The organism is Salipiger sp. PrR003 (assembly GCF_010500785.1).
In the GTDB taxonomy this organism is placed as follows: Bacteria; Pseudomonadota; Alphaproteobacteria; order Rhodobacterales; family Rhodobacteraceae; genus Salipiger; species Salipiger pacificus_A.
In genome coordinates this window covers 44,288-69,950 of the sequence record NZ_JAAGOV010000033.1, presented here as the reverse complement: position 1 = coordinate 69,950, position 25,663 = coordinate 44,288, and the positions used below count along the sequence as shown (strand labels likewise).

At 67.5% G+C, this 25,663-nt stretch carries 28 protein-coding genes; 12 read left to right on the top strand and 16 right to left on the bottom strand.

From position 1 onward, the window contains the following. Positions 1 to 42 precede the first annotated feature (42 nt). Together G0D83_RS09470 and G0D83_RS09465 are read right to left on the bottom strand one after the other, a co-directional pair. The gene (locus G0D83_RS09470; RefSeq protein WP_164192546.1) at positions 43 to 1,101 is read right to left on the bottom strand and encodes a hypothetical protein; all 1,059 of its coding nucleotides are present in this window, start codon (positions 1,099 to 1,101) and stop codon (positions 43 to 45) included. After that, positions 1,091 to 1,942: a viral aspartic protease gene (locus G0D83_RS09465; RefSeq protein ID WP_370457210.1), complete on the bottom strand. Its 852-nt coding sequence runs from the start codon at positions 1,940 to 1,942 to the stop codon at positions 1,091 to 1,093. Before G0D83_RS09465 ends, G0D83_RS09470 begins: the two co-directional genes overlap by 11 nt. Positions 1,943 to 2,356: 414 nt before the next feature. Here G0D83_RS09465 and G0D83_RS32485 point away from each other — a divergent pair, with 414 nt between their 5' ends. The 11 genes from G0D83_RS32485 (at position 2,357) to G0D83_RS09415 (ending at position 9,696) form a co-directional block, all read left to right on the top strand. Beyond that, a complete protein-coding gene (locus G0D83_RS32485) occupies positions 2,357 to 2,488 on the top strand; it encodes a hypothetical protein (RefSeq protein ID WP_255455613.1) in 132 nt (43 codons plus the stop codon). Positions 2,489 to 2,868: 380 nt separating this feature from the next. Then, the gene (locus G0D83_RS32130; protein WP_370457209.1) at positions 2,869 to 3,144 is read left to right on the top strand and encodes a transposase; all 276 of its coding nucleotides are present in this window, start codon (positions 2,869 to 2,871) and stop codon (positions 3,142 to 3,144) included. Positions 3,145 to 3,183: 39 nt separating this feature from the next. Continuing rightward, on the top strand, positions 3,184 to 4,608 hold the full coding sequence (atpD, locus tag G0D83_RS09455) for a F0F1 ATP synthase subunit beta (RefSeq protein ID WP_164192539.1): 1,425 nt from the start codon (positions 3,184 to 3,186) through the stop codon (positions 4,606 to 4,608). Then, positions 4,605 to 5,069, top strand: a complete 465-nt coding sequence (locus G0D83_RS09450) for a F0F1 ATP synthase subunit epsilon (RefSeq protein ID WP_164192536.1) — start codon at positions 4,605 to 4,607, stop codon at positions 5,067 to 5,069. The genes atpD and G0D83_RS09450 overlap by 4 nt, the downstream gene beginning before the upstream one ends. Further along, complete coding sequence (locus G0D83_RS09445; RefSeq protein WP_108970097.1) at positions 5,069 to 5,356, top strand: AtpZ/AtpI family protein; 288 nt, start codon at positions 5,069 to 5,071, stop codon at positions 5,354 to 5,356. The genes G0D83_RS09450 and G0D83_RS09445 overlap by 1 nt, the downstream gene beginning before the upstream one ends. Continuing rightward, complete coding sequence (locus tag G0D83_RS09440) at positions 5,353 to 5,640, top strand: ATP synthase subunit I (RefSeq protein WP_164192532.1); 288 nt, start codon at positions 5,353 to 5,355, stop codon at positions 5,638 to 5,640. The genes G0D83_RS09445 and G0D83_RS09440 overlap by 4 nt, the downstream gene beginning before the upstream one ends. Beyond that, a complete protein-coding gene (locus G0D83_RS09435) occupies positions 5,637 to 6,338 on the top strand; it encodes a F0F1 ATP synthase subunit A (RefSeq protein ID WP_164192528.1) in 702 nt (233 codons plus the stop codon). Before G0D83_RS09440 ends, G0D83_RS09435 begins: the two co-directional genes overlap by 4 nt. Beyond that, entirely contained in the window at positions 6,335 to 6,583 is a 249-nt protein-coding gene (locus tag G0D83_RS09430; RefSeq protein ID WP_108970100.1) for a F0F1 ATP synthase subunit C, read from the top strand. The genes G0D83_RS09435 and G0D83_RS09430 overlap by 4 nt, the downstream gene beginning before the upstream one ends. 11 nt (positions 6,584 to 6,594) lie before the next feature. After that, positions 6,595 to 7,329: a F0F1 ATP synthase subunit delta gene (locus tag G0D83_RS09425; protein WP_164192524.1), complete on the top strand. Its 735-nt coding sequence runs from the start codon at positions 6,595 to 6,597 to the stop codon at positions 7,327 to 7,329. Next, positions 7,322 to 8,851 carry a F0F1 ATP synthase subunit alpha gene (locus G0D83_RS09420; protein ID WP_164192521.1) on the top strand — a complete coding sequence of 510 codons (1,530 nt, stop codon included), beginning with the start codon at positions 7,322 to 7,324 and terminating at the stop codon, positions 8,849 to 8,851. The genes G0D83_RS09425 and G0D83_RS09420 overlap by 8 nt, the downstream gene beginning before the upstream one ends. After that, the gene (locus G0D83_RS09415) at positions 8,848 to 9,696 is read left to right on the top strand and encodes a FoF1 ATP synthase subunit gamma (protein ID WP_164192517.1); all 849 of its coding nucleotides are present in this window, start codon (positions 8,848 to 8,850) and stop codon (positions 9,694 to 9,696) included. The genes G0D83_RS09420 and G0D83_RS09415 overlap by 4 nt, the downstream gene beginning before the upstream one ends. Before the next feature lie 252 nt (positions 9,697 to 9,948). Here the strand turns inward: G0D83_RS09415 and G0D83_RS09410 are convergent, their stop codons facing one another. The 6 genes from G0D83_RS09410 to G0D83_RS09385 form a co-directional block, all read right to left on the bottom strand. Beyond that, positions 9,949 to 10,677: an anti-sigma factor domain-containing protein gene (locus G0D83_RS09410; protein ID WP_164192514.1), complete on the bottom strand. Its 729-nt coding sequence runs from the start codon at positions 10,675 to 10,677 to the stop codon at positions 9,949 to 9,951. Continuing rightward, positions 10,674 to 11,138, bottom strand: coding sequence for a sigma-70 family RNA polymerase sigma factor (locus tag G0D83_RS09405; protein ID WP_203594960.1), 465 nt, complete (start codon positions 11,136 to 11,138; stop codon positions 10,674 to 10,676). Before G0D83_RS09405 ends, G0D83_RS09410 begins: the two co-directional genes overlap by 4 nt. A 260-nt stretch (positions 11,139 to 11,398) precedes the next feature. Then, positions 11,399 to 12,205, bottom strand: coding sequence for a DUF4394 domain-containing protein (locus G0D83_RS09400; protein ID WP_164192509.1), 807 nt, complete (start codon positions 12,203 to 12,205; stop codon positions 11,399 to 11,401). Between the two features lie 361 nt (positions 12,206 to 12,566). Further along, positions 12,567 to 13,130: a fasciclin domain-containing protein gene (locus G0D83_RS09395; RefSeq protein WP_164192504.1), complete on the bottom strand. Its 564-nt coding sequence runs from the start codon at positions 13,128 to 13,130 to the stop codon at positions 12,567 to 12,569. A 100-nt stretch (positions 13,131 to 13,230) separates the two neighbouring features. After that, a complete protein-coding gene (locus G0D83_RS09390) occupies positions 13,231 to 13,923 on the bottom strand; it encodes an anti-sigma factor domain-containing protein (protein WP_164192500.1) in 693 nt (230 codons plus the stop codon). Continuing rightward, positions 13,920 to 14,477: a sigma-70 family RNA polymerase sigma factor gene (locus G0D83_RS09385; protein WP_164192497.1), complete on the bottom strand. Its 558-nt coding sequence runs from the start codon at positions 14,475 to 14,477 to the stop codon at positions 13,920 to 13,922. The genes G0D83_RS09390 and G0D83_RS09385 overlap by 4 nt, the downstream gene beginning before the upstream one ends. A 342-nt stretch (positions 14,478 to 14,819) precedes the next feature. Here G0D83_RS09385 and G0D83_RS09380 point away from each other — a divergent pair, with 342 nt between their 5' ends. Further along, the gene (locus tag G0D83_RS09380) at positions 14,820 to 15,161 is read left to right on the top strand and encodes a hypothetical protein (RefSeq protein ID WP_370457208.1); all 342 of its coding nucleotides are present in this window, start codon (positions 14,820 to 14,822) and stop codon (positions 15,159 to 15,161) included. Positions 15,162 to 15,348: 187 nt separating this feature from the next. Here G0D83_RS09380 and G0D83_RS09375 read toward each other — a convergent pair whose 3' ends face one another. The 8 genes from G0D83_RS09375 to G0D83_RS09340 all read right to left on the bottom strand — a co-directional run bounded on the left by G0D83_RS09375 (position 15,349) and on the right by G0D83_RS09340 (position 25,651). Then, positions 15,349 to 16,386, bottom strand: coding sequence for a zinc-dependent alcohol dehydrogenase family protein (locus G0D83_RS09375; protein ID WP_164192495.1), 1,038 nt, complete (start codon positions 16,384 to 16,386; stop codon positions 15,349 to 15,351). Between the two features lie 194 nt (positions 16,387 to 16,580). Continuing rightward, positions 16,581 to 17,603, bottom strand: coding sequence for a dipeptidase (locus G0D83_RS09370; protein ID WP_164192700.1), 1,023 nt, complete (start codon positions 17,601 to 17,603; stop codon positions 16,581 to 16,583). A gap of 5 nt (positions 17,604 to 17,608) precedes the next feature. Continuing rightward, entirely contained in the window at positions 17,609 to 18,568 is a 960-nt protein-coding gene (locus G0D83_RS09365; protein WP_164192493.1) for an isoaspartyl peptidase/L-asparaginase family protein, read from the bottom strand. 73 nt (positions 18,569 to 18,641) lie between these two features. Continuing rightward, positions 18,642 to 20,180, bottom strand: coding sequence for a hydantoinase/oxoprolinase N-terminal domain-containing protein (locus G0D83_RS09360; RefSeq protein ID WP_164192490.1), 1,539 nt, complete (start codon positions 20,178 to 20,180; stop codon positions 18,642 to 18,644). Then, positions 20,177 to 21,253, bottom strand: coding sequence for a DUF917 domain-containing protein (locus tag G0D83_RS09355; RefSeq protein WP_164192488.1), 1,077 nt, complete (start codon positions 21,251 to 21,253; stop codon positions 20,177 to 20,179). The genes G0D83_RS09360 and G0D83_RS09355 overlap by 4 nt, the downstream gene beginning before the upstream one ends. Positions 21,254 to 21,328: 75 nt before the next feature. Continuing rightward, on the bottom strand, positions 21,329 to 22,921 hold the full coding sequence (locus tag G0D83_RS09350; RefSeq protein WP_164192486.1) for an ABC transporter substrate-binding protein: 1,593 nt from the start codon (positions 22,919 to 22,921) through the stop codon (positions 21,329 to 21,331). 32 nt (positions 22,922 to 22,953) lie between these two features. Next, positions 22,954 to 24,084, bottom strand: coding sequence for a DUF917 domain-containing protein (locus tag G0D83_RS09345; RefSeq protein WP_164192483.1), 1,131 nt, complete (start codon positions 24,082 to 24,084; stop codon positions 22,954 to 22,956). Next, positions 24,077 to 25,651, bottom strand: a complete 1,575-nt coding sequence (locus tag G0D83_RS09340; protein WP_164192480.1) for a hydantoinase/oxoprolinase family protein — start codon at positions 25,649 to 25,651, stop codon at positions 24,077 to 24,079. The genes G0D83_RS09345 and G0D83_RS09340 overlap by 8 nt, the downstream gene beginning before the upstream one ends. Positions 25,652 to 25,663 lie beyond the last annotated feature (12 nt).

Below are 25,663 nucleotides of genomic sequence, written 5' to 3'. Positions count from 1 at the left end.
TGTCCTGTTGCCCGCTCCAAGACATGGCCGGGTCCCGCCCCGTCAGGGAAAGCTATAGGACACACCGAAGCTGATCACCTCATCCTCGAAGAAGTTCACTGTCGACCAGGTCCGACTATAGGCCGCCGTCAGGACCAGCCTGCCATCGATGGCGAGCAACCCCGTCACGCCGAGGCTGTCATCGCGTCGATCCTCGCCCAGGAATAGCGTCTTCGGCGAGCGCGAGAGCGACAGGCCAAGCCCGACCACCTGACCCGCCGCCGGCCAGCGTATCTCGCCTGCCGCGGTCAACAGCGCGCCGGTCTCGTTCCCGGTCGGTGCGCCATATTCGAACGAGAGCCGCGTCGCCGAGCCGGCCCAGACCGACTCGAGCCCGACCTCCGCGAGGCTGCGCAGCCGATCTTCGTCGCTCCGCCGGGACAGCGACAGCCCGACCTCATGGCGGCTCGCGCTGCGCTCGAAAAGTGTGCTGACGCTGACGGTTGCCTCATCCCGCGTGATGTCCTGCAGGTCGCGGTGATCCTCGTAATGGTTCAGGCACAGATCGACGAAATGCCAGTCGGTCAGATGGTTGCGCGAGCAAAGAGCGAGTCTCGCGCGGGTCCTGCCCAGGTCGGGGCCCGGCGCATAGAGACCGCCGAGTTGCGCCTGTAGCTGCAGGTACCGCCCGCTGTCCCAGCCATAGCGCAGGAGCCCGTCGTAGGTGGCGCCGACCGCCAGCCCGCCCCGCGCCACCAGATCGTCGCGCAAATCAAAGGTCAGCCCGCGGAATTCCAGACTCTCCTGAGGTGAGCCGCCATTCATGTTCGGCACGTAGCTGAGCTGCGGATAAAGCGCCTGGTCGGCGGCGAGCCGTTGCCAGCCGGTCTCATCCATGTAGAAGCCTTGCCGTCGCAGCAGCTGTTTGAGGTCGAGCGCGGTCCCGAGGTCGGGTCCACCCGCTGCGAGCCCACGCGCCAAGGCATAGGTCCGCAGCCTCTCGGAGGTCACCAACTGCGTCAGATCGCGGAGCGAGGGGTTCGTCGCTTGTGCCCCAGCCGTCTGCGGTGCAAGAGCGAGAACGCCCAGAAGTAGCGCCGCGAACCGGCGCTTAATCCTCATAGTTGAGCTGGCTGCCCCAGAAGACGCCGTCCGCCTGGAAGCGATCGCTGTCGCCCCCCACGGTGAACAGGCCCGAGGTCGTCATATTCTCAACGAGCCGGGAAAGCCCTTCTTCATCGCCGTTGAGATTGCCCCGGAGCTGCCCCGTCGACGAGAGGATCTCGCCGGTGTCGGCCGAACGCGTGGTCATCGCGACGGTCCCGCCAAAGGCACCGGTCAGCACGTTCAGCGAGAGGTCCGAAGCCTGGATGGCGGTCTCGATCTCCGACCCGGCGCCGGGATCATAAGGGGTGCGCAGGTCGATCGTCACCGTCTCGCTGTCAAAGTCGACCACCATATTCTCGAGGTCACCGATACCGCGCTGCATGCCGCCGCCGTCGACGCTGGCGTAGACCTCCGCACCGCCGCGGAAGTAATATTGCCCTGACGCGATCAGGTTGCCGTCGCCGTCGACGTTGTTGAAGGGCGCCTGATCCGCGGTCAGACGCAGGATGCGTTTGACCCGTTCCTCTGCGCCCGTGCCCGAAACCTCCGCGATCACCTCGATCGTCATGGTGTCCAGGTAACGGGCCTCTGTCTGGGCGATCAGATTGCGATAGCCGCTTGGGTCAGCCGGGTCCGCGTCGTCGAACTTGGCAAGGATCGCGGCGTCCCCGGGCCTGTCTCCGGCTTGCAGACGCACGCGGCTGTAGCCGTTGTGATCGGTCGAATAGGTCTCGAAAGCCGGGGTGTCGATCTCTGTCCCGGTTTCCGGCGCGTTGCCCGCGGGAGCGCTTCCGCTCCCGCCGCCCGAGCCGCCCCCGCCACAGCTGGCGAGCGTCAGAACGAGGCTGCCTGCCACGCAAAGCTTACGGAGTGGCACAGGAGTCACGGCGACCCCACACACGGAAAATAAAGACACGTCTTGGTTCCTGATCCTTGACCCCACAGGGACAGATGACTCCGCCCTGCAAGGCAGGTCGGCATGCATGAAGCCCGCCGCTCACACATACATGATCCCTCCAGGTTCTGCCATCCGTCGAGGCCGGGCGAACTGCCACCCCCTCCTTTGGGATAGGATCGAACTCCCTCCGGGCGCGTTTCGAGCCCAACTCGCTATCCCGGGCGTCCCTTTTCGTCTGTGGCTAGCCCGCCGCGGGACTGCCCGCCGCGATCTCGGCAGGGTATTCAGGTTCCAGAGCCGGACGACAACAGCGTGAGGCTCGATTGTAACCAGTATCGCAAGCCCAACGAGTCAGGGCGGAGGGGAAACACCATGAGCAAGATCGAAATCGAGCGCGCCGCACAGCAGAAGAGCCGTCGTTGGTTCCGTGCACAGGCTTTCGAACTCTTTGCTGGCGCCGCAGTCCTTCTGACCGTGATCAACTACTTGGGCAGCGCTGCTTGACCCGAGCAGACCGGCTGTCCGGCGTACTCCACGCAGGCCCGAACCGAGACCCGGAGTGCTTTGGTCGGCGGACACCCAAAAAAGCCGCATCGCCTTATTTTCGTCCTGAGACCGCGGGTCATGCCAGTCACATTTAGGCAAGGCACAACTCTATTCTGTCGGCAGAACGGCCAATCTATTCAAAAAAGGACACCGCCGCGGCATGCAGAGATAGCATCAAAGCGGGGTTCCTCGCCTGTCTCTGCGCCGCAGAGGCTGGCGGCGATGACCATCACCTGAAGTATGAGATCCTTCGCCGCGCTCAGGGCTTCAACATGTCCCCCTGTGACGCGTGAAACTACGTAAGACCGCATGTCTTTCCGGGCACATCGAGGCCCCTGGTGCCGGACTGGACTCTCGCGCCGGCAGTGAAAGCGCTTGAGGCGCTGCGGGGCGTCGCTCTGATCCGCGCCGTCACCTTCATGGCCAAGATCGGCGATGTGCAGCGGTTCGAGACACCTGTGAAGCTGATGGCCTGTCTCGGGCTCGCGCCGAGCGACTACTCGACCTGCAAGACGACCAGGTGCCGCTTGCCCGCACAGGCCCCCGCGCGCGCGTTGTCGGGGGAACAACCGCAATTTGATCTGGATCCTGTGGCGCCGCGCGGAAGCGAGTAGTCTCGTGGCGTCAGGGGCTCGCAGAGGGAGAGCGGGTGAGTGGAACCGACAGCGAAAGACGGTGCTCGAGTCGTCGCGATCCGCGGGGCGGTGCTCGACATACTGTTTCCGGCTGGCACGCTGCCGGCGATCACCGACGCGGTCGAGATCGCGGCGGGTGACGGGCCGCCCTTCGTCGCCGAGGTACAGGCGCATCTCGACAGCTGCACGGCCCGGGCCATCGCGCTGCGTCCGACCACCGGGCTGCGCCGCGGGGCTCTGGTGCGGGCTCTGGGAGGGGCGGTTTCGGTGCCGGTGGGCGACGCGGTGCTCGGCCGCTTGCTCGACATCACCGGCAGCATCGGCAACCGCGGCGGCCCGCTGCCCGCGGACACGCCGCGGCGGCCGATCCACAACGCGCCGCCACCCTTGGTCGCGCAATCGGGCAACCACGATATCTTCCGCACTGGGATCAAGGTCGTCGACCTGCTGGCGCCGCTCTCGCAGGGCGGCAAGGCGGCGATGTTCGGCGGGGCGGGGGTCGGCAAGACGGTGTTGGTGATGGAACTCATTCACGCCATGGTGGCGCGCTACGAGGGCATCTCGGTTTTCTGCGGGGTCGGCGAGCGCTCGCGCGAGGGGCACGAGATGCTCTCGGACATGACCGCCGCCGGGGTGCTGGGGCGCACCGTGCTGGTCTACGGCCAGATGAACGAGCCGCCTGGGGCGCGCTGGCGCGTCCCTATGTCCGCGCTTGCCATCGCCGAGCATTTCCGCGACGAGCAGCACCGCAACGTCCTGCTTCTCATGGACAATGTCTTTCGCTTCGTGCAGGCGGGCTCCGAGGTCTCGGGGCTGCTTGGCCGCATGGCCAGCCGCGTGGGCTATCAGCCGACGCTTGCCACGGAGGTCGCCGAGCTGCAGGAGCGCATCGCCGGGCGCGGCAGCGCCGCGATCACCGCGATCGAGGCGGTTTACGTGCCCGCCGACGATTTCACCGATCCGGCGGTGACCACCATCGCCTCGCATGTCGACAGCACTGTGGTGCTGAGCCGAGCCATGGCGGCCGATGGCATGTACCCGGCGGTCGACCCGATCGCCTCGACCTCGATCCTGCTCGATCCGCTGGCGCTCGGCGAGGAGCATGTCGGCATCGCCAACCAGGTGCGCCGGACCATCGAGCACTACCGTGAGCTGCAGGACGTGATCTCGCTGCTCGGGGTCGAGGAACTGGGCCGCGAGCAGCGCCAAGCGGTCGAGCGCGCGCGGCGCTTGGAGCGCTTCCTCACCCAGCCCTTCGCCGTGACCGAGGCCTTCACCGGCATCGAGGGGCGCTCGGTGGCGATCGCAGACACGCTGGCGGGCTGCAGGGCGATCCTCGCGGGCGAGGCCGACGACTGGGACGAGGGCTCGCTCTACATGGTCGGCACCTTCGAGGAGGCTCGGGCGAAGGAAGAGGCCGCGCGCAAGGGGCAGGCGGCATGACCCGGGGGCTGCATCTGAGGATCACCACACCGCTCGAGGCGCTGGTCGACACGCCGGACGTCCGCGGACTCCGAGCCGAGGACGAGAGCGGCGGCTTCGGCATTCTGCCGGGACATGTCGACTATCTCACCGTCCTTCCCGCCTCGGTGGTGCGCTGGCGCGACGCGCAGGACAGGCTGCGGTTCTGCGCGCTCAGGGCGGGGGTCCTGACGGTCTCGGGCGGAACCGAGATTGCCATTTCTTGCCGCGAGGGGGTGCTCGGCGACGATCTCGCGGGGCTGGTCGCGCGGGTGGCCGAGCTGCGGGAGCGCGACAGCGAGTCCGAGCGCAGCGCGCGAATCGAGCAGACCCGGCTGCATTCCCGCGCCGTGCGCCAGATCATTCGCTACCTGCGCCCCGACCGGCCGGGCGCCTTCGACCATCCCCCGCACCTGTCGGGCCGCGACGGGGAGGTCTCGTGATGGCGGCGGACAGGGACGAAGAGACCGATCACACTGCCGATGCCGCGCGCCGCTCTGCTCACCGTGAGAAGCTGGCCCGCGAGACCCCCGAACCCTCCTTCGGCAGCCGCATGGGGCAGATCGGCATCCTTGGTTGGGCCATCGTCACGCCGATCCTGCTGGGGATTGTGCTGGGCCGACTGGCCGACCGGCACTTCGGCACCGGGATCTTCTTTTCCGCCCCGGCAATCTTCATCGGCGCGGCCATCGGCCTGCACGCCGCCTGGAAATGGATGCACCGCCAATGACCAGCCTGATCGAGGCACATCCGCTCCCGATCGCCCTTGCCGCGTTGCTGGCGGGCTTGGCATTGGGGCTCTTCCACTTTTCCAGCCTGCGGCGGGTGTCGGCGCTCTATCTCTCGGGCGGGCCGGTCTGGCGCGCGCTGACGCTGCAGCTGGCGCGCTTCGCGTTTCTGATCGGGCTCTTCGTGCTGCTGGCCCGGGCCGGGGCGACGCCGCTGCTCGCGGGGGCGTTGGGGCTTCTGATCGGCCGCGCGGTGGTGCTGCGGCGCAGCCGGGAGGCCGGGTGATGGAAAACCCGCTGCAACTCGACACGCTGTTCCAGATCGGCCCTGTCGGGATCAGCAAGCCTGTGGTGGTGACCTGGGCGATCATGGCGGGGCTCGCGCTTTTCGCCATCCTCGCAACCCGCAGGCTGAGCCTGCTTCCGGGCAAGACCCAGACGGTGCTCGAGCTTTTCGTCGGGGTGATCGATGACCAGCTGCGCGATACGATGCAGCGCGATCCCGTCGCCTTCCGCCCGCTGATCGGGACGATCTTCCTCTTCGTGCTGGTCGCGAACTGGAGTGCGCTGATCCCGGGGCTCGAGCCGCCCACCGCGCATCTCGAGACCGATGCCGCGCTGGCCGCCATCGTGCTGGTCGCCACTGTCTATTTCGGCATCCGCATCCGCGGCGCGAAGGGCTACCTCGCCACCTTCGCCGAGCCCTCATGGGTGATGATCCCGCTCAATGTGGTCGAGCAGATCACCCGCAGCTTCTCGCTCGTCGTCCGGCTCTTCGGCAACGTGATGAGCGGGGTCTTCGTCGTGGGCATCGTGCTCTCGCTCGCCGGGCTCTTCGTGCCCATCCCGCTCATGGCGCTCGATTTGCTCACCGGCGCCGTGCAGGCCTACATCTTCGCGGTGCTCGCCACCGTCTTCATCGGGGCCGCTGTTGGCGAGGACCGCCCCGCAGCACCTTCAAAAAAAGAGGAAATTCCGCAATGACAGGGAACCTGATCGAAATCGTCTCGATCCTCGCGGCAGCGCTGGCCGTTAGCTTCGGAGCGATCGGCCCGGCGCTGGCCGAGGGCCGCGCGGTGGCCGCGGCGATGGATGCGATCGCGCGCCAGCCCGAGGCCGCCGGCACGCTCAGCCGGACGCTCTTCGTCGGTCTCGCGATGATCGAGACCATGGCGATCTACACGCTGGTGATCGCGCTGCTGGTCCTCTTCGCCAATCCCTTCGTCTGACAGGATCGCCCGTGACCTTCGACTGGTGGACCTTTCTGTTGCAGACCGTCAACGCGCTGGTGCTCGTGTGGCTGCTGGCCCGCTTCCTGTTCCGTCCGGTGAGCCGGATCATCACCGAGCGGCAGGCGACGGCCCATGCCGCGCTCGACCAGGCGGAGGCGGCGCGCAAAGAGGCCGAGGCGGCGCTGGCTCAAGCGCAGAAGGAGCGCGACGCCGTCGCCGCAGCGCGCGCGGATATGATTGCCGCCGCCCAGGAGGAGGCGGCGAAGCAGGAGCGCGCGATGCTGGCAGAGGCCCGGAAGAGCGCTGAAAAGGCGCGCGCCGAGACCGAGGCCGAGCTGTCGCGCCTGCGCGAGACCGAGGCGCAGCACTGGCAGGCCGAGGCCGCCGCGCTGGCCGTCGACATGACCGAGCGGTTGCTCGGGCGGCTGCCGGGCGGAGCGCGGACGGGGGATTTTGTCGAGGGACTGGCGGCGGCGGTGGCAAAGCTGCCACAGATGACGCGCGACAGGATCGGCCGCGACGGCCCCGCTGTGCTGTGCGCCGCAGGGCCGCTCGGCAGTGACGAGCAGGCGTTGGTGTCGGAGCGTCTCGCCGCCGTTCTCGGTCGCCCGGTCGCGCTGCGCTTCGAGACCGACGCGACCCTGATTGCCGGGCTGGAACTCGACACGCCGCACGCCATCGTCCGCAACTCGATCCGTGCCGACCTTGAACGGATCGCGCAGGAGGTCGCGCGAGATGGCTGACCGCGATGCCGCCGCCGACTGGCTGGCGCGGAGCCGCGCCGCCGTCGCTGCCACGCCACTGGCCCCCGAGTCGCTTGCCGTCGGCCGGGTTGAGCGCGTGGCGGACGGCATCGCGCAAGTGTCGGGCCTGCCCGACATCGCGCTCGGCGCGCTGGTCCGGTTCGAGGGCGGACAGCTCGGATTTGCCCACAGCCTCGGGATCAGCGAGATCGACGTGGTGATCTGCGACGACGCCAGCGCGATCGAGGCCGGGCAGCGGGTGATCGACACGGGCGGCGTGCTCGAGGTTCCGGTGGGCGAGGCCCTGCTGGGCCGGGTGATCGACCCGCTGGGCCGCCCGCTCGACGACGGGGCACCCCTGCCAAGCTGGCCGACGCTGCCGGTCGAACGTCCGGCCCCGGCGATCATCGACCGCAGCGAGGTGACCGAGCCGCTCGAAACCGGCGTGCTGGTCGTCGACAGCCTGTTCGCGATCGGCCGCGGCCAGCGCGAGCTCATTGTCGGCGACCGGGCGACGGGGAAGACCTCGCTCGCCGTCGATGCGATCATCAACCAGCGCGAAAGCGACGTGATCTGCGTCTACGTCGCCATCGGCCAGCCCGCCGCGGCGGTGCAGCGGGTGATCGAAGCGGTGCACCGCCACGGCGCGCCCGAGCGCTGCGTCTACGTCGTGGGCGGCGCCGCAACCAGCCCGGGCCTGCAATGGATCGCCCCCTTCGCCGGCATGACCATCGCTGAGTATTTCCGCGACCGCGGCCAACACGCGCTGATCGTTCTCGACGATCTCACGCGCCACGCCGCGACACACCGCGAACTGGCGCTGCTGACCCGTGAGCCGCCGGGCCGCGAGGCCTATCCGGGAGACATCTTCTATCTGCACGCGCGGCTGCTCGAACGCGCCGCCAAGCTCTCGCCCGAGCTCGGCGGCGGCTCACTGACCGCGCTGCCAATCGCCGAGACCGACGCCGGCAATCTCTCGGCCTATATCCCGACCAACCTGATCTCGATCACCGATGGTCAGATCGTTCTCGACACCACCCTCTTCGCTGCCAGCCACCGCCCGGCGGTCGACGTCGGCCTCTCGGTCAGCCGCGTCGGCGGGAAGGCGCAATGGCCCGCGCTACGGCAGGTCTCGGGGCGGGTACGGCTCGACTACGCGCAATTTCAGGAACTCGAGATGTTCACCCGTTTCGGCGGCGTCCCCAACGCCCGCGTGCAGGGCCGGATCGAGCGCGGCAAGCGCATCCGCGCGCTGCTGACCCAGCCGCGGTTCTCGGGGCTATCGATGGTCGGGCAAGTGGCGATCCTCGCCGCGCTGGCGGGCGGCGTGCTGGACGGTGTCTCGCCAGCGCGGATCCCCGACCTGCGCCGCCGCCTGCCAGGCTGGCTCGAGGGCACCGCCGGGGATGAGGTGTCATCCGTGCGCGCCTCGGGCCGGTTGGACGCGGCGGAGAGGGCCGCGCTTGTCGCGGCCGTGGCGGCACTCGTCAAGGACATGGCCCGCGGCGGAGAGGTGCAGTGACCGGCCGGCTCGCCGAAGTCAAAGGGCGGATCGGCTCGGTCCGCAAGCTGGGCGCGGTCATCGGCGCGATGCGCGGCATCGCCAGTGCGCGGGTGCAGGACGCCACGCAACACGTCGCCGCGATCCGCGCCTATGCCGAGACCATCGGAGACGCCATCGCCGAGGCGCTGGTCCTCCTGCCCTCTGCCGCGAGCGCGGGGGCGCATGTGCAGGCGAGCCAGCGCCACGCGGTCATCCTCATGGCCGCCGAGCAGGGGTTCGCAGGCACTTACAACGAGCAGGTCTTCGACGCGGCCGCATCCCTGCTGAACGCGCCGCACATCCTTTTTCTCGTCGGCGACCGAGGCGTGCTGATCGCCGGCGAGCGGCATCACCCGCCGCATTGGAGCGATGCGATGATCGCCCACCCGGCGCAAGCGGGGCCATTGGTCTCGCGCCTCGCCGACGCGCTTCTTGGCATGCTGGCCTCGGCCGAGATCACCCATGTCACGGTCGTCCACGCCATTCCGGTCGGCACCGGAAGCATCGAGATCGTGACCCGGCGCCTGCTGCCCTTCGACTACGCCCGGTTCCCGCCACCCGCCGTGCAGGTCTCGCCGAGGATCACCTTGCCCGCGGACCGACTGCTCGCCCGGCTGGTGGAGGAATATATCGTCGCCGAACTTCTCGAGGCGGTGATGCTGGCCTTCGTCGCCGAGAATGTCGCCCGCATGCGGGCGATGATCTCGGCGCAGGACAATGTCTCGGAGACGCTGGATGCCCTCGTCGGCACCGCAAGGCGGCTGCGGCAGGAAGAGATCACCGAGGAAATTGTCGAACTCGCAGCGGGGCACCCGCGGGATTGAGTCGCGCGGACCGCCGGTTTCGGAGTGAGGCGGCGCGGGCACGCATAGGTGCGGAGAGCTGGTGCCCGGAGCTCAGGTTGACCTCCTGTGAGTTCGTCACAGGTCAGGGGAGCTTTCCCGGCGACCGCATTCCGCTTCGATCCCGAGGCCAATGAGGACACCTGCCCGGGCGCAAGGACCACGACGTCCCCCGAAAATCTCCTTGCGGTGCTTCCCAAGCCGAACGGCCACGCAGGCACCGATCCCGCCTTCTTAGGTCACCGGCGCCTTGGCCAGCCCCTTGCCGAGGATGGGTCCGGTCGGAAGGTTGGTCGGCGAGCCGCCGGCGGGCTCGAAGGTGATCTCGTAGAGCTGCGCCGGATGCGGCTCGGGCAGGCCTTCTATGCTCAACACGCGTGACAGGCCGGTGGAGAGCAGACCCAGCGAAACGGGCGGGCCATCTTCTTCGGGCTTGGTCCAGACCTGCATCACCTGGCCGGTGGGCACGTCGGGCCGCTCGAGCAGGGTCACGCGGGTGGTGTTGTCCGGGCCGCTTTCGACAAGCGCGATGGCTTCGCCGCGGTCGTCCAGCAGCACGGCCACGACCAAGGGGTCAGAGGGCGAAAGCAGCGACCAGCCGAGCAGTCCGGCCAGCAGCAGGCTGGCGGCGATCCCGGTCACGGCGGCGCTGCGCCAGCGATTCAGGCGCGCGCGCAGCGGGGCAAGGTCGATCACCTCGGCGCGCTCGGTGCCAAGCTCCGCAGGCGGCGGCGTCTTGTCCGGTACATCCAGCCGGGGCGCGAGACGCTCCCAGAAACCGTGCGGCAGCGGATGCTCCTCGGCGGTCTCGTCGAGCGGGGCGAAGCGATCACGCGCCCTTGCAAGCCGCGCCGCCACCTCGGGATCGCGCGCGGCAAGTTCCTCCAGCCGCGCGGCATCCGCCTCCGAGGCGAGCCCGAGCACGACCTCGTCGATCAGCAGGTCAAGAGAACGCTCCGTCATGACAGACACTCCCTCAGCTTGAGCAGGCCGCGGCGGATACGTGCCTTCACCGTGCCCAGCGGCGTTGCCAGCCGCCCGGCGATCTCGCCGTGGCTGTGCCCAAGCACGTAGGAGGACAGGATCGCACGCCGTGTCGCCTCATCAAGCCCCTCCAGACAGCCGCGCAGATCGGCCGTCGTGGGCAGGCGGTCGAAGGCCGCATCCACCAGCGCGCCCTCGGAGGCCCGGTCGATCGCCTGCGGTTCGGTCGGCACTTCACGGTCCTCGCTGCGCAGCATGGTCAGGCAGCGGTTGCGCAGGATGGTGTAGAGCCAGCCCTTGGCGCTGCCCCGGCTCTCGTCGAACTGATGCGCCCGCCGCCAGACCAGCACGAGAGCCTCCTGCACCGCATCCTCGGCAAGGTCGATCCGGCCCAGCATGCGACGCGCGACACCGAGCATGCGGCCGCCCTCCGCCGTCATGATCCCGCGCAGGGCGGATTTGTCGCCCCCGGCGCAGGCCCTGATCAAGGCTGCATGATCCGTCACGTGACTACCTGCTCTCCCTGTGCCGCCCTCTTGCGTTGCGGCGATGGACCTACGGCTAGAGACCGTTTGCGGGCCTGTCAATTTGCACAAGATGGCAGGGCGGGATGCGCGATGAGACGTTGCCGATTTGCGTGACCCCTTCGAGCCGGGCGCAGGCATGCAGCCTGCGCCCGACATAAACGTCTCGAGACGCCTCACATCTCCGCGGTCATGAAGGTGATGTCGCGCAGCATCGCGCCGTCAGCGCCCTCGATATCCCAGCTTTCCTGCACGGAGCCATCCTCGAGCGAGACGGTGTGCAACTGACCCGCTGCCACGAGCCAGGCGGTGTTGGTGCCCTCGGCATCGGTGGCGATATCGAAGGCATAGTGATCCGCGCCCTCGATACCCAACTTGCCGACCGCGGCTAGGGTGCCATCATTGGGCGAGGTCTGCTGGATCAGCGCGACGATGGTGCTGTCGATGTCATACATCGCGGTGCTCTCGGGCTTGCCGAAACTGTTGATATAGGCCGCAGCGACGATGGCCGGGGTCTCGCCCGCGTGCATGTCGACCTCCTCGAAGGCCAGCGAGCCGTCCACGGTCACGGCACCGCTTTCAATGTCGACGCGGTGGTTGGTGGTGCCCGACATGAAGCGGAGCTTGTCGGCCATCGGGTTGAAGTCGACGATCACCGGCGCATCGCCTTCGATCGGCAGCTCCTTGTCCATGGTCGAAATCACGGTGGCGGCCCCGGTCTCGGGGTCGATCTCGACGATGTCGAAACTGTCGGTGACGCCGATCAGCTGCCCGTTCGAGGGGCGCAGGTCGATGCCCAGAAGCCGGTCGACGCCGGTGACTTCCATGGACTCCGTCACCTTGGCAGAGCTCGTGTCGATCACGTGCAGCATCTTGTCTCCGCTGAGCCCGATCGCGGTCATCGCGCCATGATCATCGGCCATCGCACCGGTGGCGGCAGAGGTGGTCAGCAGCAGGGTCAGGGCGGAAAATGTCTTGTGCATCGTTTAGTCTCCTCAGGTCGCGAGCGCGGCCATTCCGCAGGCTCGATAGCCCTAGGACTCGGGCCCAGGCCCGTTTGGATGCATCTGTGCCGATTTTTTTCGGAGACTTTCTTCGGCCAGTTGCCGGCGCACGGCTGCGCGGAGCCCTGAAGCCTCTGTTGCATGTCCGGCTGCAAGAGCATTGTTGAAAGCCGCGTAGGGAGCGGGCGGGGTCCAACAGCGTTTGCCACGGTTGGTCTGGCGTCGTTCGCCCTCCGGCGACGAGGAAAGAGCGCCGCGGGCCTGTCCGTTTGGCCAAAAAGCAGGAGGGCATGCGCCCGCGACACGCATAAGGCCGCGGGCGCCATTGCCCTAGGCGCGCTTACTTGGGCACCAGCACGTGGTCGACCACGTGGATCACACCATTCGACTGATCGACATCGGCGATCGTCACCCGGGCAACCGTGCCACTTTCATCGTAGATATAGAGCATTCCGTCCTTCATGCGTGCGGACAACGCGTCGCCCGAAACGGTGGTGAAGTTCGCCAGCCCGTCCGAGCTCGCCCGTGCCTTCTGCACGATCTTCGCGGCGGTCCAGTCGCCGGCGAGCACATGCGCCGTTAGAACCTTGGTCAGCATCGCCTTGTTTTCGGGCTTGAGCAGTGTCTCCACCGTTCCGGCCGGAAGCATCTCGAAGGCGGCGTTTGTCGGCGCGAACACCGTGAACGGGCCGGGGCCCTGAAGAGTCTCGACCAGGCCGGCGGCCTGAACCGCGGCGACCAAGGTCGTGTGATCGGCGGAGTTTACCGCGTTCTCGACGATGGTCTTGGACTCGTACATCGGCGCGCCGCCGACCATTGGGTTTGCGGCAAAGGTCGGGGCCGTAAAGCCAAGGGTCGCGACGAGGCCGAGGGCGAGTGCGGCGGTGCGGTTGATGTTGGTCATGGTGTTTCCTCCAGAATGCGCCGGTTCCGTCCGGGGCTGCAGAGGATACGAAGGCGCGATTGGCCGCGTTGCACCAAGAGGTGGAAAAACTTCCGCCGCGCTAGAGGCTCGAAATCTGCGCTGTTGCCAGCACCGGTCCGCTCGGGCCCGCCACAGGTGATCCCCCGGCCGGCTCGAGGCTGACTGCCAGCACATCGCCGGCGCGCACCTCTGCGCTCACCTCGGTCGTGCGCGGGGCGAGCAGTCCGAGGGAGGCGACCTGTCCATCGCGGATCAGCCACAGCTGATAGGACCGCCCCTCGGGGTCGGGTGCATCGGACAGGCGGCGAAAGACCAGCCTTTGGCTGTCGCCGCGGACAGCGATCTGCAGGTCCGGCGCGGTGAGCTCTGCCAGATGGGTGCCGGGTCGGTACAGGGGCACGCCCCAGATCGCTACGAGCGCCACAACCGCGGCCACGGCCAGCCCGAGAAGAACCGAAATTCCACGTCTCTGCTCGCCGACCCCGGACCCGTCCCGGCCAATGGCTGCCCGACGCAGCCAGCCAAACACGCCGCCGCGCTGCGGCGGGGGCGCCCCGAAAAGCCTGTGTTCGGCTCGGTCCAGCACGGCGGAAGGTGGCTCAATCGCCGCGAACTCGACGTTCAACTCCGAGAAGCGCGCCTGCCACATCTCGACCTCCCGCGCGAAGGCCGGATCGCGGATGATCCGGTCCTCGGCCCGCGCGCGATCCTCGGCCGAGGCAAGCCCCAGCACGTAGTCCGCCGCGAGATCGGGGGTCTCGTCTTCGGTCATGCGTCCATGCACTCCTTGAGCTTGCGCAGGCCGCGATGCAGCCAGCTGCGCAGGGTGTTCAGCGGGATCCCGAAGGTGCTCGCAATGTCGTCGTAGCTGCGCCCGTCAAGATAGGCACTCCGAATGGCGCTCGCACGGTCCGTGTCGAGCGTTGCGAGGCAATCGGCGATGCGCCGCGCCTCGTCTTTCATCTCGACGAGGGTTTCCGGCCCGGGCCCGGCGTCGGCAACCTCAAACATGGCCGCATCGTTCGAGCCGGCGGCTTTGCGTCGCAGCGCGGCCTTGCGCGACCGCAGGCGATCGAGGCAATGGTTGCGCGCGACGGTCACAATCCAAGACATCGGCTGGCCGCGCATGGGATCGAACTGATGCGCCTTGCTCCACAGCTTGACCATGATCTCCTGCAACGCGTCTTCCGCTTCGGCCCTGTCCTTGAGCATACGAAGACAGACCCCGAAAAGTTTCGGGCCGGCTTCGGAATAGAGGTTGCGCAGCGCGGCCCGCTCCCCCTGCGCCATGCGCAAGAGGACGTCAGCCAGCGGTTCCTCGGTCATGGGTCCCCCTCGTCTTGGGCCAGAACGCCTGCCAAAGCGGCCGAATGTCAAGGAAAACGAAAATGATGGCCACCGCCGCCGCGAGATGCCTGCAAGTCAGACCGAAAGGACGAAGTCTTTCCCGCCGCAAGTTTCAGGCCCTTCCGAGCAGGTCCTGATCCCGGACGCGCGTCGTATCGCCAACGCTCTAGGCCAAGCGCGCAAAGCATCGGGCCTTCAAGACGTCCGAACAGAGAGCGATAAGATCGCCGCGCCCAAGCCGCCCCCTCGGGCAGGCCCCATCGACCGGAGTTCGAATTCGGTTCCAAATGATGCTATGTTCACATTGGCGCGCCGACTGGCGTGTCCTGTCTTGCAAATAATTCTGAATGGAGGACCACCATAGACGCTCATCTGCTGGCCGCCCTGATCCTGACGCCCTTCGTGCTCGCGTTCGTCTACGCGGGCGTCCACGAGTACTTGCGATATAAATCGGAGGGCCGCGCGACCTATGGCCTCGTGTTTGATGAAGAGACGGGCACCTCCTACGTCACAGGGATCGGCGAGGAGGATGAGGGGTTTGACCCTGAGGACTTCGATCCCGGCAACTATAATGACGCTGGGACCACTGACGAGGTTGGACGGAACACGGGCTCTTCCAACAACGATGCCCTCCCACCACGGACAACCAGCTCCCGAAGCTGACTCTCCGATCTCCTGGACCATGCATGGCTTGGACGCCGCCTCGGATTGATGCTCGGGCGAGTCCCTGCCCTTCGCAGGAGGCGCACAAGCGCCACTTCGTTGCCGCGCCTGTCCTGTGGAAAGGTCGTCGACGCGGCTTGCGATTTGCACAGCGCGGAGGTGTCTCGCCCAACGCACGCGCTCTGTGTCAGAACCGCGTGATGACCGTCGCCCCGACGGATCGGAACTTGTCCATGGTCATCAGCGCCTCGGGGGCATCGGCAAGGCTGATCTGCTCCCCCACCAGCCGCGCCGGGTCCAGCTTGCCGCTGGCGACCATGTCCAGCATCGCCCCATAGCGATGCGCCTGCATTCCGTGAGAGCCGAGCAATTCGATCTCCTGGCCGACGATCTTGGGCATGGGCACCGCGGGCGCCGCGTGCTCGCCGAGCATCAGCCCGACCTGCACGTGCTTGCCGCGCGGGCGCAGGCAGAGGATGGAATTGGTCATGGTCACCGGGTGACCGAGCGCATCGAGCGAAACATGCGCGCCGCCGCGCGTGATCTCGCGGATTGCCCCAGGCACATCCGCCTCGGCACCGTCGATGACGGCCACGGCACCAAGATCCTTGGCCAGCGCCAGCTTGGCCGGGTCGAGATCGACGCCGATGACGTTTGCGCCCACCGCCGCTGCGATCATCACCGCCGAGAGGCCGACCCCGCCGCAGCCGTGAACAGCCACCCATTGCCCGGCGCTGACCTTGCCCTGGTCGATCACTGCCCGGAAGGAGGTCGCGAAGCGACAGCCGAGGCTCGCCGCGGTCGCAAAATCCATGGTCTCGGGCAGCGCCACGAGGTTCAGGTCCGCTTGGTGAATGCCAACATATTCGGCGAAGGACCCCCAGTGGGTGAATCCCGGCTGCTCCTGGTGCAGGCACACCTGCTGCTGCCCCGCGTGGCACTCCGAACAGCTGCCGCAGCCACAGATGAACGGGACGGTCACCTTGTCGCCCACCTTCCAGGTGACGACATCCTTGCCCACGGCCTCGACCACGCCCGCCAGTTCGTGCCCGGGAACATGCGGCAGCTCGATGTCGCTGTCGTGGCCCATCCAGCCATGCCAGTCGCTGCGGCACACCCCGGTGGCCCTGACCTTGAGCACGACGCCATGCGTGTGCGGGGCAGGATCATCGACGGTGACCAGCTTCGGGGCTTCCTGGAATTTCTCGAACAAGACGGCTTTCATCGCAGGGTCTTTCAGCTTTTGCGTACTTTGCGTTCATAGGTCGCGCGCACGGCGGCGTGGAGGAGAGCCTGGCTGCCAGTTCCGATCCCGCTCGGATGTCTTGCAGCAATTGCGCTGCGACGAAAAGAGCTCGCGGCCCGCCCGCCGCGTCTCCAGCGGCGGGCTCAAGGTGGATTTCGGAGCGTGATCCGGGATCACCGCCCCCAGGTACGCTCCAGCGTCGCGATCCAGTTGCGGTGGGCGATCTTCGCAAGTTCCTCTTCGCCATAGCCTGCCGCGCGCAGAGCCTCCAGCAGGCGCTGAACGCCGGCCACATCGCCGATCCGCCGCGACATGAAGGTGCCGTCGAAATCCGAGCCGAGGCCCACGTGGTCGATGCCGACACGCTCGACGAGGTAGTCGATGTGCCGCACCATGACATCAAAGCCCATCTCGGGATCGCGGACCCCTTCGGGATGAAGGAAGCGCACCCCGAAATTCAGCCCGATCAGCCCGCCGGTCTCGCGGATCGCATCCAGTTGCCTGTCCGTTGCATTGCGGCTGTGCGGGCAGAGCGCGAAGGCGTTCGAATGAGAGGCGACCAGCGGCGCATCGGAAGTCCGGGCGACATCCCAGAACCCGGCGTCGTTGAGGTGCGACAGGTCGACGAGGATCCCCAGCTCGTTACAGAGCCGCACAAGATCCTTCCCCGCAGGGGTGAGCCCGCCACCAATGTCGGGCTCGTGCCCCATCACGAAGGGCACGCCATGGGCAAAGATGTTGGGGCGGCTCCAGACCGGGCCCAGCGTGCGCAAGCCAGCAGCATGCAGAACATGCAGCAGGTCGAGATCTTCGGTCGCTGCCTCGATGCCCTCGATGTGGAACACGGCAGCAAAGCTGCCCTCGGCCATGGCACGACGAATATCGGCAGCGCTGCGGCAGAGCGTGACGGCGCCGTCCGACTGGCGCACGATGCGATGAAGCAGCGCGGCCTGAGCGAGGGTCTGCTGCAGCGCCGACGCCTGCGGCACGCGTGGCAGGTCGCCGTTTTCGTCCGGCGTCTGATCGTCGGTGCTCACCCAGACCGCGCAGAGCCCGCCCGCGAACTGCGAGGCCTGCGCCCGGGGCAGGTCGATCTGCATGCCCGGCGCGCCGGTCAGGAAGCGGGCCTCGGCTCCGTCACGGGCGCGCAGCAGTTTCGAAAGCACGTCGTTGTGGCCGTCGAAGACGGGGATCATCTCGCTCACAGCTGCACCTCGTGGACGTCCTGGTGGGTCGCCACGAAGGCCCGGCCCTCGGGGGTGACCCAACCGCGGAACATGCCAGCGGTGTTGAACGGCGTGCTGACCTGACCCGAGGCGTCCAGCGCCACCAGCCCCGCACCGACGATCCCGGTGGTCTGCGACGAGGCCGAGAGGTCCACGTGCACCACGTGCTCGGCCGCCGTGCGGACGTCTTCGCGCAGATAGGCCATGCGCGCCGCGATCTCGTGCCCGACCACGTGCCGGATGAAGAACTCGCCCTTGCCGGTTCCGGAGACGGCGCAGACCCCGTCGCGGGCGTAGGTGCCGGCGCCGATCACCGGGCTGTCGCCGACTCTGCCGGCGGGCTTGTTGGTGTAGCCCCCGGTCGAGGTGGCCGCCGCGAGGTGCCCTGCCCCATCGAGCGCCACCGCGCCGACCGTGCCGTGCTTCTCGTTCTCGGTCGCCTCGGTCCCGGCGGCGGCATGCGCCTTCATCGCCGCCAGCGCCTCGACGCGCTTGTCGGTGGTGAAATAGTCCTGCGGCATGACCTCGAGGCCCGAGCCGGCGGCAAAATTGTCAGCCGCAATACCGGTCAGGAAGACTGCCCGACCGTCCTGCATCAGCGCGCGCGCCGCGCGCACCGGGTTGCGGATGCCACGTGCCGCGCTGACGGCGCCTGCCTCCAGCGTGGCCCCGTCCATGATCGAGGCATCGAGCTCGTGGATGCCGTCCTCGTTCAGCGCCGCGCCGTGTCCGGCGTTGAAATGCGGGCTGTCTTCCATGACGACGACGGCGGCTTCCACCGCAGCGACCGCAGAGCCGCCTTCCGTCAGTTCCGCCCAGCCCGCGGCGAGCGCGCGCGCCAGATCCCGCCGGGCCTCGGCCCAGTCTTCCGTGCTCATGCTGTCGAGGGGCAGCACGCCGCAGCCCCCGTGAATGGCCAGTGCAATCGTCGTCATGGTCGTCTTCCTGTCTTCATGCAGAGCCGCCCGGGGCATCATCGCCTGGGCGGCTCAAACCTTAGCCAAGGCGTCAGCCAAAGGAGATATCACCGATCACCCGCACCCGCACGCGCCGCGCGCCGCCGGGCAGGTAGGCGATGGGGATGTCCTCGATCTCGAGAACCTGCAGGCTCGCGGCATCGGCACCGGCGGCGACCGCCGCGGCGCGCGCCTCGGTCTCGGCTGCCGCCAGCGCCTGCTCGCGGGTCATGTCCGAAAACACCTGGTCGACCTCGCCCGACACCTGCGCCATGGCCGCGCCGAGCGCATTGGCGACGCCGGCATTCTCGACCCGCAGCACCTCGGAGGCGCCGGGCACCTCGTCGGGGATCAGGAAGGCACCGCCACCGACCGCGATCAACGGCACGTCCTCGGCCGAGGTCTTCATCTGGTCGAAGTTCTCGGCCACCATGGCGCGCATCCGGGCAAGCGTGTCCTGCACGAAGGTCGGATCGAGGTCGCTGACCAGCGACGGGTCGCCCATCTCGATCATCCCGGCGGCCACCGCGATGTCCGAGGTGGTCAGCGTCTGGCCCCCGAAGACCCGGGCTTCCTGCAGGATGCGATAGCCCACCGAGCGCGGGCCGATGGCGCCGGTCTCGGGATCGACGACCGTGCCACCGCCAAGCGCGATGGGCAGCAAGTCTGGCATCCGGAACAAGGTCCGCACACCGCCGATATGCACGATGTTGTTGGCCTCGCGCGGGAAGCCCCCGATCAGGCAGCCGATGTCCGAGGTCGTGCCGCCGACGTCGACCACCATCGCATCGCTGAGCCCGGTCAAGAAGGCCGCCCCGCGCATCGAGTTGGTCGGGCCCGAGGCGAAGCTGAACACAGGGTTCGCCGCCGCCACATCGGCCAGAGCCACGGTGCCGTCGTTCTGGGTCAGGAAGAAGGGCGCATCGAGGCCGATCTCGGCGAGCGCCGTCTTGAAGGCCTGCACCGTGGTCTTGCCGAGCGACTGCAGTGCCGCGTTCAGCAGCGCGACGTTCTCGCGTTCCAGCAGACCGATCCGGCCAAGGCTGTTCGACAGGGTGATCCGCGCCTCGGGGATGATCAAGCGCACGATCTCGGCCGCGCGGTCCTCGCATTCGGTGGTCAGCGGCGAGAAGGTGGCGGAGATCGCCACCGAGGTCACCCCGGCGTCGCGGATCTTCATCGCGGCCTCGCGGATCTCGTCCTCGCGCAGCGGCACCAGCGGGCTGCCGTCATATTCGTGCCCGCCGTGCACCATGAAGATCATCGGATCGACCGCGCGATACAGATCCTCGGGCCAGTCGCACATCGGCGGCAGCGACGCGCCGGTGGGCAGGGCGATGCGGATCGCCGCTACGCGCTCGAGCCGCGCGCGCTCCACCACGGCATTGGTGAAATGGGTCGTGCCGATCATCACCGCGTCAAGCGGACGCGGCGTGTCGCCGATATGCGCAGCGACATGCGCGAGCGCGGCTTTCACGCCCGACATCACGTCCTGCGTGGTGGGAACCTTGATCGAGGCGGTGATCTTGTCGCCATCGATCAGCACGGCATCCGTATTGGTGCCGCCGACGTCAATGCCAATACGCTTCATTTGAATACCGATTTGAAGTCAATGTCATAGCCGAAAGCGCGCGGACCGACCGCCGCCACGCCCGCGGGCGTCGTGAGGATCTCGGGAGCCGGGAGCGCCACCACACTCACGCGCTGGCCGTAACGCACGGATTCGGTGCCGATGGCGCTTCCCGACACGCTGTCGAGCAGGCACAGCAGGTCCGGCGTCATGGCGACGGGCGCGCCATTGCGGAAGGCCACCGCCCATTCGTTCTGGAACGCCAGCTCGAGCGTCGCGCCGCGATCCGTGTCGATGCCCTCGATCACGGTCTTGCCGCGCAGGAAGCCGCCGGTGGTGGTGCGGTCCACGTCGACGATCTTGCCGCGGAAGATCTGCTTGCCCTTGGCATGGTCCAACACGGCAGCTACCGGATCGTCGTGGCGGGCGCGGGCCTCGAGCACGACGCGGCCAAGCTCGGTCGCCTGGGTAATGGTGTGGTGGATGCCCCAGTCCTTGACCTCGCGGCCGGTGCGGGGTGCCTTGCAGGTCGCGGCGGTCGAGCCCACGGCGGTGCAGACCGCGCGCGAGACCTTCTCCATCCATTTCCAGCTTTCGGCGCGGGTGACGATCACCTCGTTGTCGCGCACGTCCACCAGCGACAGCGGGAACATCGACAGCCCGCCGATCGCGAAGGAGGTCATCTGCGCCTCGGGGTAGGCGCGGCCCATGCAGTCGGCGTTGACCACCGGACGGCCCAGCAGCGCGGCGGCAAGGAATGGCGAGAGCGCGTTGGCGCCGCCGATCTCCAGCGCCATGATCGCCCGGAACGGACGGCCGAGGTAGTCTTCCATCAGCTCGACCGCCCGGGCCATGTGCCGCGGATCCTTCAGCCGTTCCTGGCCGACCAGCGGAGCGCCCATGCCCGAGACCACCGCGACCATGTCGTCGTCCGCCAGCTCGCTGGGCTGCAGGACCTGGACCCGCGCACCCTCGGCGTAGAGGCGGCGGAGGTTCAGCGTTGAAAGATAGGGGTTGCCGCCGCCGCCCGTACCCAGAATCCACGCGCCGGTCGCGAGGGATTCAATATTCTCTTCCGGAAATTCCTGGAGCATCTGTCCACCTTGGGCGTTGCTTGTGCCGGCCCCGCGCGCTGCGGGACCGGGCTGTTTCAAAGGGATCGCGACCGATCAGTTCGACGGGCATTCCCAGGTGAAATTCCAGAAGTTCAGATCCCAGCTCTGCATGGGACGGAACTCGTAGCCCTGCAGGCAGGCATTGGCCGCGTAGCGGCGCATCGGGGCCACGGCCCAGACCGAGGTCTGCAGGTCGTAGATCGACTGCTGCAGTTCCTTGTAGGTGGCGTTGATTTCGGCCGGGTCGGTCTGCGCGCGCGACTGGTCGATCAGCGCGTCGATTTCCGGATCTTGCAGCCATGCCATCGACCACCAAGTGCCCGAGGCCTTGGAGTGGTACTGGTTGAAGAACATCGAATCCGGCGACGGGTAGCTCGGGCTCACGTTCACCTGCGTCGAGGCCGGGGTGGTGTCGGGGTTCGATGCCAGTTCGACGATGCGGTTCCAGGGCTCGGGCCGGATGTCGAGCGTGATGCCGATCTGCGCGAGGTTGGCCTGCATCAGCAGCGCCACTTCCTGCTCGAAGGCCAGCGAGGCGACGTAGCTGTTGACCAGCGTGATGTCCTCGCCCGCGTATTTGGATTTCGCGAGCTCTTCCTTGGCCTTCTCCAGGTCGTAGACGCCGGTCGGGATCTCGGTGTTGAACGCGGCCTCGAAGGTGTCCGAGAGCGGGCCGTGCATCGGCACGCCCGGGTAGATGATCTCCTGGATGGTCTCGTAGTCGGTCGCATAGGCGATGGCGCGGCGCACGTGCACGTCGTCGGTCGGGTAGACCTTGGTGTTCAGCTTGATCTGGAAGCCGCCGGCGGTGCGGGTCTGCAGCAGCTTGTAGCCCGGCATGTTGCCGATGGAGTCAAACGTGTCGTTGCCCAGCCCGTGCGACGACAGGCCCAGCTCGCCCTTTTCCGCCAGCGCGCGCACCGTGGCGTCGTCCGATGTCTGAACGAAGCGCACTTCGTCGATCGGTGTGCCCTTGTCCCACCCGAGGAAGTAGTCGGGGTTGCGCGCGATCACCATGTCCGCCGAGCGGTTGTAGCTGACCAGCGAATACGGGCCCGAACCCACCGAGTTGTCGCCAACATAGGCTTCGCCGAGCGCGTCATCCGCCGTCGCATTTGCCTCGACCAGCTTCTGGTTCAGCACCAGCAGGATCGGGGTGGAGGCAAGGAAGGGCGAGAACGGGCGGTTCAGCTTGATCTCGACCGTCGTCGCGTCGGGCGCGGTGACGTTGGCGGGATCGATCAGGTCGACGAGCAGGTTCGACGGCCCCTTGTTGATCTTCAGCAGGCGCTGGATCGACCAGACCGCATCGGAGGCGCTCAGCGCCGAGCCGTCCTGGAAGGTCACGTCGTCACGCAGGTGGAAGGTGTAGGTCCGACCGTCCTCGGAGATGTCCCAGGATTTCGCCAGATGCGGCACGATCTCGCCCGAGGGGGCGACGGTGGTCAGACCGTCGTACATGTTCACCACCGCCATGTAGCCGGTGTAGTCGGTGACCTTCGCCGGATCGAGCGAGCTGAAGATCTGCATGGTGTTGACCACGGTCGACACCTTTTCCTGCGCCATGGCGGCGGGTGCGGCACCGAGGCCGAGCACGGCTGCCAGAGCGAGGGCCGAAAGCCCGCGTTTCTTTGCCAGAATGGACATTGTTGTACTCCTGTTGGGTTTTCTTCTTTGTCTCAGGCGGCCTGTCCCAGCGGGGCAAGCGGCGCGAAGGGGATCTCGGGGTAGCCAAAAGCGGCGGGGCCGACCACATCGAGCGCCCGCGCGGAGCGCAGCAGGTCGTGGCAGGGCACGGCGAGCACGGCGATGCGCTGGCCGTAGCGCAGCATCTCGGTGGTGATCGGGTAGCCGGTGTCCACGTCCAGCACGATGATGAGGTCGGGCACTGTCACTTCGACCTCTCCCTCGCGGCGGAAGATCAGGAACTCGTTCTGGATCGCGATGCTGGCGGTCTGGCCCTGGAAGTCGTCGAAGCCGCCAAGCTCGAGATCGCCCACGGCGAAGCCGCCGCGCAGGTGGCGCTTCAGATCGGTGATCTTGCCGGTGAAGACGTGCCGCCCGCCTTCCAGCGCGCAGACCGTCGCGACCGGATCGTCGCCGTTGCGGCGCGCGTCCAGCACCGCCCGCCCGAGGCGGATTGCCTTGGTGTAGCTCTGGGGGATGGCATTCTGGCGCACGAAGCTCGCCGGCATCGGGGCCGTGGCCAGCATGGCCGCCCCGCCCTGCGCCACCACGCAGGCCCGTGCCATGCGCTCGTGGAACACCTCGGAGACCGCGTGCTGGAAGACCACGCGGTTGCCGTGCAGGTCGCACATCACCGAAGGGGTCGAGCTGTGGCCGTAGATCGAGAAGGTGGTCATCTGCATCTCGGGGAAGGCCCGGCCCATGCCGTCACAATCCAGAACCGGCAGGCCTCCGAGTGCCGCCGTGACCAGCGGGTTCATCGAGTTGGCGCCGCCGATCTCCTCGCAGACGATGGCGTCCATCTTGCGACCGGTGAGCTCTTCCATGCCCTGCAGGCAGCGCAGCCCCTCGCGGCCTTCGCGGATCCGCTCGGTGCCCACCACCGGTGCGCCGATGCCGCCGATGGACATGCACAGCGCGTCATCGGCGATCTTTTCCGTGGAGAGGATGGTCATCTTGTAACCCGCCTTCATCGCCTCGCGGGTCAGCAGCTTGCCCTGGTAGGGGTTGCCGCCGCCACCGGTGCCGAGGATCCCGGCACCGACTTCCAGCGCCTCGAGATCGTCGAGTGTCAGCTCCCACAGGTCGGCGGGATCGTAGGTCAGCTCACGGGTATCAGGCATTTTCGACTTCCATTTCTGCGAGGGCACCCATCTCACCCACGACCTTCACGTGGATGCGGGTGGCATTGCCGGGCAGGTAGGCGAGGGGCATGTCCTCGCGCTCGATCACCTCGATTGTCTCGGCGACGGCCCCGGCGGCGATGGCTTGGGCCCGGGCTTCCGCCTCGGCCTCGGCCAGAGCGCTGTCGCGGGTGACGCCATCGGTCAGGCTGAAGATCCGGTCGGTCTCGCCCGAGATCTGCGCGATCGCCGCGCCCACCGCGTTGGCCACGGCGAAGTTCTCGGGACGGATCACCTTCAGATCGCCGATCTGGTCGGGCATCAGCACCGAGCCGCCGCCGACCGCGATCACCGGCACCGGCTCGGCCGAGATGCGCGCTCGCTCGACGCAGGTTTCGAACATCTCGGTCATACGGGCCGCCGCCGCCGCGACCAGCGCGGGATCGAGGCTCGCCAGCAGCGCGGCATCGCCGATCTCGGCCTTGCCGGTGGCCACGGCGATGTCTGTCGCGGTCAGGGTCTGGCCGCCGAAGACCAGCGCCTCCTGGCGGACACGGTAGCCGACGGACTGCGGGCCGATCACCACGCTCTCGGGGGCTCCTTTCACCAGCGAGCCGCCACCGAGGCCGATGGAGAAGACGTCGGGCATGCGGAAGTTCGTGCGGACCCCGCCGATGTCCACCGAGGTCGAGGCCTGCCGGGGGAAGCCGTGCGACAGCGCGCCGACGTCCGAGGTGGTGCCGCCCACGTCGACCACGATCGCCTCCTTGAGGCCGGTCAGGAAGGCGGCGCCGCGCATCGAATTGGTGGGGCCCGAGGCGAAGGTCAGCACTGGGAAGGCGCGGACCGTGTCTGCGGCCATCAGCGTGCCGTCGTTCTGGGTGATGAAGAAAGGTGCCTTCACGCCCGCCTGCTCCAGCGCGTGGCCAAAGGCCTGCACCGTCTTGTCCGCCAGCCGCAGCAGCGAGGCGTTCATGATTGCGGCGCTTTCCCGCGCCAGCAGGCCGTGACGGCCGATGTCGCGCGACAGCACCACGCTGAGGCCGGGGCATTCTTCGAGCAGGATGTCGCGGGTGCGCAGCTCCATCGTGTCGTTCACGCCGGAGAAGACCCCGGTGACCGAGGCCGCCCGGATGCCCTTCGCGCGGATTTCACCGGCGATCCTGCGGATTTCGTTTTCATCAAGCGGCGACAGCACACGGCCGTCGAACTCGTAGCCGCCCTTCACCTGATAGCCGTGATTGCCGACCATCTCGCGGATGTCTTCGGGCCAGTCGACCATCGGCGGCAGACCCGCGCCCGAAGGCAGGCCGAGGCGGATGGCGGCCACCGGGTCGAGATGCCGGCGCTCGATCACCGCATTGGTGAAATGGGTGGTGCCGATCATCACCGCACCGATACGGGCGCGGTCGATGCCCGAAGCCGCGATCACCTGCTCCAGCGCCTCGAACACGCCCGAGGTCACGTCCTCGGTGGTCGAAGCCTTGATCCCTGCAAGGACCTCATTGCCCTTCAGCACGACGGCATCGGTATTCGTGCCGCCTACGTCAATTCCTACGCGATACACCAAAGGCTCCTT